We start from the raw sequence: 11586 nt of genomic DNA, 5'->3' as shown, positions 1-11586 counted from the left end.
TATCCAAATTTTCTCGATCTTTTTGATCCCCATCGCATTGTTGTTTGCGTATGGCAAGTTCGCAGGAAACCGCAGAGAAGGGATCGCGATCTTTGGTGCTATGGCGCTATTGTTCGCTCTAACACTCTCGGCTACCTATTATACCGAATCACAAGGTAACGCAATGTTGACACAGCTAGGTGTCGAAGCGGGTCCTAGTATGGAGGGTAAAGAGGTACGGTTTGCTCTGGGAGCGTCGAGCTTGTTTGCAACCGTAACGACGGCGGCATCGTGCGGTGCGGTTAATGCAATGCATGATAGTTTCTCTCCTCTCTCCGGTGGGGTTTTGATGTTACAGATGATGGTCGGAGAGGTGATCTTCGGTGGTGTCGGTGCAGGATTTTACGGGATGATGATTTACGCCCTTCTCTCCATGTTTATGATCGGTTTGATGGTTGGAAAGACCCCGATGTATTTGGGCAAAAAGATCGAAGCGTATGAAATCAAAGCGGTTATCATCGCGTTGCTTCTCCCCTCGGCAGCGATTTTGGGCTTTTCAGCAATCGCGGCGAATTGCGCCGATGGATTGGCGGGTTTAAACAATGCAGGGCCGCATGGGTTGGGAGAGATACTCTATGCCTATACCTCAGCGGCAGCAAATAACGGAAGCGCGTTTGCCGGACTCACTGCCAATACACCGTTTTACAATGCGACATTGGCGATAGCGATGTTCATCGGGCGTTTCGGAGTGATTATCCCGATGATCGCGATTGCCGCGAGTATGTCGAATAAAAAAACGTATGCCCTCTCGTCGGGTTCGGTACGAAGCGATAATATGACATTTACGATCTTTTTGGCATTCACCGTTCTGATTTTGGGTGCATTGACCTTTTTACCGGCGTTGACGTTTACAGCGATTGCGGAGCATGTCCTCATGTTATCCGGCAAGCTGTTCTAAGGAAATAGTATGAAAAAAGCAATTGAAATTAATAACAACGAAATATTTAAAGAAGCATTGATCGAGTCGTTTATTCGTCTCAATCCGAAACATCAGATTAAAAATCCGGTGATCTTTGCCGTGACGCTCAGTTCAGCGTTTTGTACGGTTCTATTTTTTACCGGACATTTTGATCCTGCGGACTTTTGGTTTAATCTACAGCTTCTTTTTTGGCTGTGGTTTACCGTATTGTTCGCCAACTTCGCCGAAGCATTGGCGGAGGGTCGCGGAAAAGCGCAGGCATCGAGTTTGCGTCAAACCCAAAGCAACCTTGTAGCCAATCGTATACGAGGTGTTAAAACAGAATTGGTTGACGCTTCTTTACTGCTGAAGGGGGATATGGTCATTGTCAAAGCCGGTGAGTTGATCCCGATTGATGGTGAAGTGATCGAAGGGGTTGCGAGTGTCAACGAGAGTGCGATTACCGGTGAATCTGCTCCCGTTATCCGTGAGAGCGGCGGAGATCGCAGTTCGGTAACGGGGGGGACAACCGTCCTCTCCGACTGGATCAAAATACGGGTCACTGCGGCGAAGGGTGAGAGTTTTCTCGATCAGATGATCATGCTCGTCGAGGGGGCAAAACGTCAAAAAACGCCTAATGAGATTGCGCTCAGTCTGATTCTTATCGGATTTAGTTTGATCTTTTTACTCTCGGTGGCGACGTTGCAACCGTTGGTAGGTTATTTTGACAGTTCCTTTTCGCTTCTCGTCCTCGTCGCGCTGTTTGTCTGTCTAATCCCTACCACCATCGGCGGATTACTCAGTGCCATCGGAATCGCGGGGATGGATCGATTATTACGTAAAAACGTCATCGCCACCAGTGGTAAAGCGGTCGAAACGGCGGGAGATATTTCGGTATTGCTTCTCGATAAAACGGGGACGATTACCTTCGGAAATCGGATGGCGAGTGAATTTTTCACCGTGAACGGTGTCACTAAAAACGAGCTTCTCTCTTATGCAATCTACTCATCCAAAGCCGATGAGACCCCGGAGGGGCGCAGTATCGTCGCACTTGCTGAGAGTATGGATTCTAAGCCTGTAGTGTTAGACGGGGAAGAGACGTGGATTGCGTTTAGTGCCGATACCCGTCTGAGCGGTGTGAATGTCGGGGATATCCATATCCGAAAAGGGGCGATGGACTCGGTATCTAAATTTGTCGAAAACTACGGCGGAATACTCGATGAAGAGTGCCGTGGAATCTGTGAAAAAATTGCTAAAGAGGGGGCTACTCCTCTCGTCATCGCAGTAAATGACAAAATCCTCGGGGTAGTGATGCTCAAAGATATCGTGAAACCTGGTATCAAAGACAAATTTGCTGAATTACGCGCTATGGGGATTAAAACGGTTATGATTACCGGAGACAACCCTCTCACTGCAGCGGCAATCGCGGCGGAAGCGGGAGTGGATGATTTCGTCGCCGAAGCGACACCGGAGACCAAAATCCGTCTCATCCAAAAATATCAACAAGAGGGGTATCTCGTCGCGATGACGGGAGACGGTACTAACGACGCTCCGGCACTCGCACAAGCCGATGTCGGTCTGGCGATGAACAGCGGAACCCAATCGGCAAAAGAGGCGGCGAATATGATCGACCTCGACAGTTCTCCGACAAAACTCCTCGAAATCGTCGAAGTGGGCAAACAGCTTCTCTCAACGCGCGGAGCATTGACGACATTTAGTATCGCTAACGACGTCGCGAAATACTTTGCGGTCATTCCGGCATTGGCGGTTATTATTTTTCCATCCCTTGCGGTGCTCAATATCATGGATTTGGCAAGTCCGAAAAGTGCGATCCTCTCGGCGGTTATTTTCAACGCCCTCATTATCGTAGCGTTGATCCCCGTAGCGTTGCGAGGTGCGGCATTTAAAGCCCAAAGTGAAGAGGCGGCATTGCGTCGTAATCTCGCAATATACGGTTTAGGGGGGATTATTACCCCATTCATCGGGATTAAACTCATCGATATGGTGATTAGTGCCATCGGTTTGGCATAAGGAGGAAATAATGTTTAAAGAATTAGAAAAATCGGTTATAGTGTTTAGCGGCTTGGCATTGATATGTGGACTCGCTTATCCATTTACGATGTATGCCATCGGCGAGAGTGCATTTGCACCTGAAGCGAAAGGTTCTTTGGTGTATGAGGGGAAAACTCCCATCGCTTCGACGTTGATCGCCCAAAATTTTACCCAGCGGTATTACTTTCACCCCCGCCCTTCAGCGGCGGGAACGGATGGATATGACGGTGCATCCTCAAGCGGATCGAATCTAGGCTATACCAGTCAAAAACTGCATGATGCGGTAAAAGAGCGAGTTGAAGTATATCGTTCTGAAAATAATCTCAGTAATACGCAGAAAGTACCGATGGATGCGGTAACGACGAGTGCCAGCGGACTCGATCCCCATATCACCGTAGCAAATGCAACGATTCAGGCTAAACGAATAGCCGCAGCACGAGGAGTTGAAGAGTCCAAAATGATAGAGGTTATCCATAAAAACATCCAAAAGCCATATTGGGGTATCATAGGGGAAGAAAAAATAAATGTCACAACACTCAATTTAACATTAGACAGAGAATTTGGAAAAGTTAAAATCTAAGGCCGAGAGGCTTCTCGAAGAGGTACAACAAGCTGAGGAGGGGAATTTTATCCTCTATCTCGGTGCCGCAGCCGGAGTCGGTAAAACATTCGCAATGCTCTCAAAAGGGCGTCAACTCCAACAAAGCGGCATCGATGTCGTCGTCGGTTATCTCGAAGCGCACGGACGTGAGGAAACTGAATCGTTAGCAGAGGGTCTGGAAATCATCCCTACCAAAAAGATCCGTTACGGCGGAGCGGAGTTTGGTGAAGTGGATATCGACTCAATCCTCAAACGTGACCCCGAAGTGGTACTGATCGATGAACTCGCCCACAACAATACACAAGGCTCCAGTTACGAAAAACGGTATCAGGACGTCCTCGAAATCCTCTCCCATGGAATCGATGTTATCTCAACCATGAACATCCAACATATCGAGAGTCTTAACGATATTGTCTATTCACTCACGAACGTACGGGTCGTCGAAACGGTTCCCGATAGCGTACTTGAGCGAGTAGATAGCTTCCGACTTATCGACACACCGCCGGATGAACTGATCGAGCGGCTCAAAAGCGGCAAAATCTATCCTCAAGAGCGTGTCGAATCGGCACTTAACAACTTTTTTACCGAACAAAATCTGAGTAAACTGCGTGAGCTTTCCCTTCGTAAAGCGGCACTTAAAGTGAGCGATGAGCTTAATGAATACTCGGTTGCCAAACGTGACGGCAGACGTTCTCAAACCAACACCGTTATGGTCTGTATCGATCATCATGAAGAGTCGATGGACGCGGTTCGCTATGCCAAACGGCTCAGCGATTCGCTAAAAGCCGATCTTATAGCCCTTCAAATCACCTCCGATACCCTCGGAAACCCCCAAAAAAGTGCTCAGATACGTAAACATATCCGTCTTGCTGAACGGCTTGGGGCAACCATCGTCTCTAAAATTTCGGGAGATAAAACCGATGCGGTAATCGAATCGATAGAAGAATATGGCATTACAGAACTGGTGATGACACGACCGAAAAGCCGCTTTTTCGGTTTATTGTTTCCCAATTTGACAAAAAGTGTGATGGATCGTCGTCCTCAATGTATCATCAATGTTGTTCCATTTGAAAAACCCTCTCCGACATTCTTAGAACAGCTAAAACCTATTGATGGGATATCGGACAATCTCCGTTATTATCTGAGCTCACTGGCGATGTTAGTGGCTATAACAGGGATCTCATTTGTAGGTAAAGAGTTACTTGGAATAGTTAACATCACCCTTCTTTATCTCCTTTTGACCCTCTTTAGCGCTATCCGTTACGGAGTAGCTTATTCCTTTTTTACCGCATTGATAGGGGTATTACTGTTTGATTTCTTATTTATTGAACCTTACTATACATTTAGCGTTAATGATCTTCGCTATGCCCTTTCATTTATCATCTTTTTGATTGTCGGTTATACCTCAGGAAAACTCTCCGATGGGATAAAAGCCAAAAACAAGGCGATTAAAAGCGAAGAGACACGGTTTCGACGTCTCTATGAACTCAGCTCACGATTGGGTGATTTTGAAAAGGAGGAGGATGCTTCACGATTTGCGGTAGAAAAACTCTATGCTATTTTCAATTCGAAAACAATGGTTCTGATTCCTGATGAATCCGATAAACTCAAAATCGCATCCGCCATTGTGAACAGCGAAATGTTCAGCAGTAATGAATGTGAGGTGTATCGCCTCCCTCCAAATGATCAAGCGTGCGTACAATGGGTCTATCGCAACGGTGAAAGCGCCGGTAAGTTTACAAACACGCTGCCCAATGTCGAAATGACTTATTTTCCCTCCAAAGCGTTTGATAAAACGGTAGCTATCGTTGCGGTTGAGTTACCGATATTGGATGCTCCGACGTATGAACTACTATCGGCTTTTATGAACACGTTTGCCGTGTCGTTATGGCGTATCGGGCTCTTTCGACAAAACCAACATATCAAGCTTGTAGAAGCATCAGAAAAATTGACCTCGGTATTGTTTAACTCCGTTTATCATGAGCTAAAAACCCCTTTGGCGGCGATTCTTGGATCGGTTAGTACCATCAATAGCCCCGATGTAACCATCTCCGAGACATCCGAAAAAGAGTTACTGGTAAACATCGAAGAGAGTGCTTTTGAGATGGAGCGAATTTTGAAAAATCTTTTGGATTTCGCACGATTGGAAAACGGATTGATGCATCTAAAAAAAGATTGGTGCGATGTAGAGGATATTGTCGGAAGTGCTTATCAAAAAGCATTAAAACAGCATCCGCGTGACGATGTTAGCTTTAGTTTTGACGTTGATTCCCCACCGATAAAAGGGGACTTTTCATTGCTAGAGCAGGCGATGCTCAACCTCTTTGATAATGCGCTAAAATACTCAAAATCCGGAGAGATCAAGGTTCATGCCGCCAAGCGGGGAACTCATCTTTTGATGAGTATTTCTAATCCCAGCGATATCGAGGGGTCTGAACTCTCCAATATCTTTGATAAATTTTATCGAGCAGAGATATCGGCGAAAATCAAAGGCTCTGGGCTGGGGCTTTCGATCATCAAAGGGATCATTCAGGCGCATAAAGGGAGTATCAATGCCACCAAACGTTATGGTGAGTTTATATTGACGATATCCCTTCCGATAGATGCAAACGATTCAAAAATGAATTCAAACGAGGAGTAAATATGGGTTCTATTTTAGTGGTTGAAGATGATAGCGGAATTCAAAAAATGCTAAGTATCTCTTTGGGTGCAGTGGGGTATGAACTCATCAAAGCAGGTTCCATCAAAGCCGGCCTCGTAGCCCTCTCCCAAAATCCTATCTCACTAGTCCTCCTCGATCTCGGTCTCCCTGATGGTGATGGCAAGACATTTATTAAAGAGGCGAAAATGTTCAGTGAGGTACCGATCATCGTTGTCAGTGCACGTGACATTGAGAGTGAAAAGATTGAAGCATTGGAGATGGGGGCGGATGATTATCTGACCAAACCTTTCAGCATCGGTGAACTGATCGCACGGATCAAAGCTCTCTCTCGTCGTGTCAGAGAAAAAGATGAATCCATCCACAATGAGATTAGTATCGGGAAACTCACGATTAATCTCGTAAACAAAACACTTATGCTTGATTCCAAACCCGTAAAACTTACCAAAAAAGAGTTCGAACTCTTAGCGTTGTTTGCAAAAAATAGAGGGAAAGTATTAACCCATACCTTTGTATTGGAAAATGTATGGGGACGGGGATATGGAAAAGAGACCCATTATCTGCGGGTTTTCATGGCACAGCTTCGTAAAAAGATCGAAGAGAACCCCTCAATACCGCAATATATCGTCACCGAATCGGGGATGGGGTATCGTATGAATGAGCCTCTTTCGTAGGATCGTTCTCCCCTTATCTTTATTCTTTATATTTTCTTGATTCATTTATTGATCCTTCTGAGATTTACCTGATATGAAAAAAACTATAATTGCTGCAGTTTAAATTTTTTAACTTTGGAGAATTATGGAAAAATTAAAAATGATTTTTCAAAATAGACTGCATTTAGAGGTTTTTTTAGCTGCTATACTGCTTCTAATAGCTTCTATTTTTGGCTTAATTGTTGAACTTATTATTTATGCACTTTATTTTATGATATTTCTAGAAATTGTAAGGATTTTAATAGGGTTCATTTATGAAAATAGAGTAAAACTTAGAATCTTAATAGATATTTTTATTATTTTGGCTCTTAGAGAATTTATCGTAAATGTTGTAAAAATCAACAAAGAAGAGTTCACTAGTATTTTTGATGTATTTGCAAGTGGTACCAATTATCACATACTCATTTTTAGTGGTGTTTTGGTATTCTTGTTTGTCCTTAGATTTTTGGCAAAAGTTACATCTCCAGTTTGTGAGAAATAATCGGTATCCATTGTATCGATCAAATTTTTATATTTTTATATTTTCTTTATCTCTTTCATTATTCTCCTGAGATTTACCTGATACGAAAGAAACTATAATTTTATATTACGCAAAGAGGAGATTAACCATGAAACAGTTGATTTTTTTAGTGGTGGCTATTAGTCTTTTTGGATCTGACTTTATAGCAAATTCTCAGAAACAAGTTGTACTTCAACTTTCTAAAAAGTTGGTATGGCAAGATGACAGTACTTCATCTGAGCGACAAATGAGTTATAAAAGTGCAATGGCATATTGTGAGACGTTGGAATACGATGGGAAAAATAATTGGCGGATTCCGACTGCGAAAGAATTGTATTCGATCATTGACCCAAATCGTACACCAACCGTCCATTCTGCTTTTTCTCATACGGCATCAGAGCGATATTGGACGCTAGATACCCATATCAAAGGACATGTTGGAATCATTGATTTTTCCAACGGAATGAAAAAAAGCGCTTATGGGTATGAAGAAATCTGCCATATCCGATGTGTATCTGACTTGAAATAATATCTTGATAATTTCTTTATATTTTTTAGGTTTTTTTTGATATTTTCTTTATGTATCTTTGATGTGAAGCTTATAAGATTAAACTTATAATAAAATATAGCTTTTATTTTCAAGGATTTGAATGACATTTAAAGAACGGATCAAAAGTGAGATGATGGTGATCAAATCGCTGGGGGTCGTGTATGGCGATATCGGAACCAGCCCTATTTATACGTTTGCCGTTATCCTGCTTCTTGTTCAACCTACCAAAGAGACAATTTTTCAGATACTTTCGATGATCGTGTGGACATTGACGATGCTTGTTACGGTACAGTACGCTTGGCTGGCAACCAGCTTATCCAAGCGGGGCGAAGGGGGAACGGTTGTGCTGGTGCAGCTGCTTCTTCCTTATCTTAAAGGAGCCCGTTTAGCGGCTATTGTCACCGCCCTTGGATTTGTTGGGATATCCTTGATGATCGGGGATGGGGTTATCACTCCCGCAATCAGTATTCTCAGTGCCGTTGAGGGGATTATGTTGATTCCCGGATATGAAGAGACCCCAAAGATGATCCTGCTCATTATTGCGGCAGGGATTGCGTTTGCCCTCTTTGCCGTCCAGAAAAACGGAGTCGAAAAAGTTGCCAGTGCCTTCGGCCCTATTATGGTTCTTTGGTTTTTTGTCATCGGGATCGTGGGAGGATATTTTATCCTTCAAAATCCGGAAGTTCTCCGTGCTATTTCCCCGCTGTATGCATTTGAATTTATTGTTCAGCACCCGTTTATCGCATTTGTTATTTTAGCCGATGTTTTGTTGTGCGCTACGGGGGGGGAAGCGTTGTATGCCGATATGGGACACCTCGGTCGGCTTCCGATTCTGAAGGGGTGGCTTTTTGCTTCCGCCGCATTAATATTGTGTTATTACGGGCAAGGGGCTTTTCTCCTCTCCCATCCTGAGGCCCTCAAAAGTCCGTTTTTTGAGATGTTTCATACCCTTGTCCCATCCCTGTATGTTCCACTGCTTTTGTTGGCCGTGATGGCAACCGTTATCGCATCGCAGGCTATGATAAGCGGGATATTTTCGGTATTGTATCAGGCTATGACGACCCGAATTTTCACCCATTTTAATGTTGAATACACCTCGGATGAACTTCGCAGTCAGATTTATGTCGGTTCGGTGAACTGGTTCTTATTTGTTTGTGTCATTGCGATACTTTTTGATTTCGGCGAATCGGCCAAACTCGCGGCGGCATACGGCCTTTCGGTTGCGGGTGCGATGAGTATCACGGGTATTTTGATGAGTATGATCTTCATGGTAAAAAAAGAGTATTTCAAAATGAGCATTGCCATCGTTACGGGGACAATGAGTATTGCCTTTTTTGTCTCCAGTTGGATGAAGATCCCGCATGGCGGATACTGGTCCCTGATTATCGCTTCGGTTCCGTTATTTATCATCGTCCTTTATACCCAAGGACAAAAGCGGCTGTATGCCTCTTTGGTTCCGGTGGATAAAGATGATTTTTTAGAGGAATATTCCAAACGGTATCGATCGGGAGATCATGTGGACGGAACTGCCCTTTTCTTTGCCCGAAATGCGGAAGCGATTCCTGCCTATATTGCTAAAACGATGTTTCAAAACGGAATTATTTACGATTACAATATTATCGTTATCATCAAAACGACACATGAGCCTCACGGGATAACCACGCATCTTACACCTCTGGGGGAAGCCCTTGATCTTTTGGTTATACGGCCGGGATACATGGAAAAACTTAATGTAGAGAAGCTTCTTCGAGAGCGCAATATCAACGAACGCTCTATTTTTTACGGAGATGAAGAGATTGTATCCGACAATATATTCTGGAAAATGTACTCGTTGATCAAAGATTTGTCACCGAGTTTTGTCAGCTTTTACAACTTCCCTCATGAAAAATTGATCGGGGTTGCTCGTCGAGCGAAGATTTAATTCGTAAATATTGATACTTTCCTGACACGATCTGAGCTACACTTTCGGCATGAAAAATACACTCCTTTTATATATCGCCATTATCGTTTTCTTCGGTAGTGGAATTGCTTATGTTCTTCATGAAGGAAGTACTCTCGAAAGTGCTACTCTCTTGTATAGCGCTTTGCCCCATACAGTATTAAACTCCGGTTTGATCGAAAATTTCCTGAAGCAACTCCACCATCCTTTAGCTCTTTTACTTATTCAAATTATTGTGATTATGGTAGCCACCCGTCTATTCGGTTTCTTAGTCTCCTTTGTCGCTCAGCCGTCCGTTGTGGGAGAAATTATTGCGGGGATTATCCTTGGCCCATCTTTGTTAGGGTTATTTTTCCCTGAGTTTTCTATTCTATTATTCCCCAAAGAGTCCTTGAGCAATCTCAGTCTCATCAGTCAGCTCGGTCTGATATTTTTTATGTTTGTTGTCGGCATGGAACTGGATTTTGAGAAAATCAAAAAACAGTCCAGCGCGTCGGTATTTATCAGCCACGCCAGTATTATCTTCCCTTTCTTTTTGGGAGTAGTCTTGTCATACTGGCTCTATCCGCTGTTTGCTCCGCACAATATCTCATTCATGCCCTTTGCCCTCTTTATCGGTATTGCTATGAGTATTACCGCATTTCCCGTCCTAGCCCGAATCATCAAAGAGAAAAATCTCACGGATACCAGTTACGGTGCAATGGCGATTACCTGCGCCGCAACGGATGATATCACGGCGTGGTATATCCTTGCCCTCATTATTGCCCTCTCTATTTCAGGAACACTGGGATCATCGTTGTTTCTATTGCTCTTTATCGCACTGTATGTTGTCATTATGTTCTATGGTGCTCGACCCCTTCTCACTAAAATAGGTCGTACGCAGAATGAACGTCTTAGTATGAACGCTATGTCAGCCATCGTGGTCTTACTCCTCATCTCTTCACTGATCACCGAATCGATCGGTATTCACGCCCTTTTCGGTGCTTTTATGGCGGGGGCGATGATGCCATCCTCGGCAACTTCCCGTCTCAAAGAGCTCATTGCTCCTCGCTTGGAATATGTTAGCCTTCTCGTATTACTCCCTCTCTTTTTCGCCCTTACGGGACTTCGAACGGAGATTGGACTGCTCAATACGAGTGACGGATGGCTTGTCTGCGGACTTATCATCATCGTTGCCGTCACCGGAAAATTGTTGGGAAGTTCATTAGCCGCAAAATTTATGGGATTCAATTGGCGCGATTCCTTCGCGTTGGGGATTTTAATGAACACGCGCGGGTTGATGGAGCTTGTCGTATTGAATATCGGCTTTGAGATGGGAATACTCTCTACCGAACTCTTTACAATGTTTGTTATCATGGCATTAGTCACTACTTTTATGACCGGACCGATACTGGGTCTGATAACGAATGGATTTAAAGAAAACAGGGTAGTTGAAACGATGCAAAAGAGTTTGATCGATCTTCTATCTCACGAATTGCGAACCCCTTTGACCCTGATACGGGGAGCCGCCAGCAATTTATCCAATCCACAGTTCACCCTTGCGCAAAAGGATAAAGAGGCGATGGTGCAAACCATTGTGGAAGGGTCACGCCGTATGGAAAAAGTGATCGACAATTTACTGGTTAATGCACGATTT

Annotated in this window: 9 protein-coding genes; all 9 read left to right on the top strand. The window is 44.0% G+C overall.

Features of this window, described 5'->3' with window-relative positions; translation table 11 throughout:
• Positions 1-937 (top strand): potassium-transporting ATPase subunit KdpA (locus Q0C19_RS07775; protein WP_295054794.1); only part of this gene is annotated, 937 nt, incomplete at its 5' end.
• Between the two features lie 9 nt (positions 938-946).
• The gene (kdpB, locus tag Q0C19_RS07770) at positions 947-2968 is read left to right on the top strand and encodes a potassium-transporting ATPase subunit KdpB (protein WP_295054791.1); all 2022 of its coding nucleotides are present in this window, start codon (positions 947-949) and stop codon (positions 2966-2968) included.
• A 10-nt stretch (positions 2969-2978) separates the two neighbouring features.
• Positions 2979-3569, top strand: a complete 591-nt coding sequence (gene kdpC, locus Q0C19_RS07765) for a potassium-transporting ATPase subunit KdpC (protein ID WP_295054788.1) — start codon at positions 2979-2981, stop codon at positions 3567-3569.
• Positions 3550-6231 carry a DUF4118 domain-containing protein gene (locus Q0C19_RS07760; RefSeq protein WP_295054785.1) on the top strand — a complete coding sequence of 894 codons (2682 nt, stop codon included), beginning with the start codon at positions 3550-3552 and terminating at the stop codon, positions 6229-6231. The genes kdpC and Q0C19_RS07760 overlap by 20 nt, the downstream gene beginning before the upstream one ends.
• A 2-nt stretch (positions 6232-6233) precedes the next feature.
• Positions 6234-6923 (top strand): response regulator transcription factor, encoded by a 690-nt coding sequence (locus Q0C19_RS07755; protein WP_295054782.1) that lies wholly within the window; start codon positions 6234-6236, stop codon positions 6921-6923.
• A 124-nt stretch (positions 6924-7047) separates the two neighbouring features.
• Positions 7048-7443 carry a hypothetical protein gene (locus Q0C19_RS07750; RefSeq protein ID WP_295054781.1) on the top strand — a complete coding sequence of 132 codons (396 nt, stop codon included), beginning with the start codon at positions 7048-7050 and terminating at the stop codon, positions 7441-7443.
• A gap of 127 nt (positions 7444-7570) precedes the next feature.
• Entirely contained in the window at positions 7571-7990 is a 420-nt protein-coding gene (locus Q0C19_RS07745) for a DUF1566 domain-containing protein (protein ID WP_295054779.1), read from the top strand.
• Positions 7991-8111: 121 nt separating this feature from the next.
• Entirely contained in the window at positions 8112-9932 is a 1821-nt protein-coding gene (locus Q0C19_RS07740; protein ID WP_295054777.1) for a KUP/HAK/KT family potassium transporter, read from the top strand.
• A gap of 49 nt (positions 9933-9981) precedes the next feature.
• The coding region (locus tag Q0C19_RS07735) for a cation:proton antiporter (RefSeq protein WP_295054773.1) at positions 9982-11586 on the top strand (1605 nt) is incomplete at its 3' end.

Origin of the sequence: Sulfuricurvum sp. (genome assembly GCF_023250475.1) — a bacterium.
In the GTDB taxonomy this organism is placed as follows: Bacteria; Campylobacterota; Campylobacteria; order Campylobacterales; family Sulfurimonadaceae; genus Sulfuricurvum.
The sequence above is the reverse complement of the archived record's forward strand: the minus strand, read 5'-3'. Positions and strand labels throughout refer to the sequence as shown.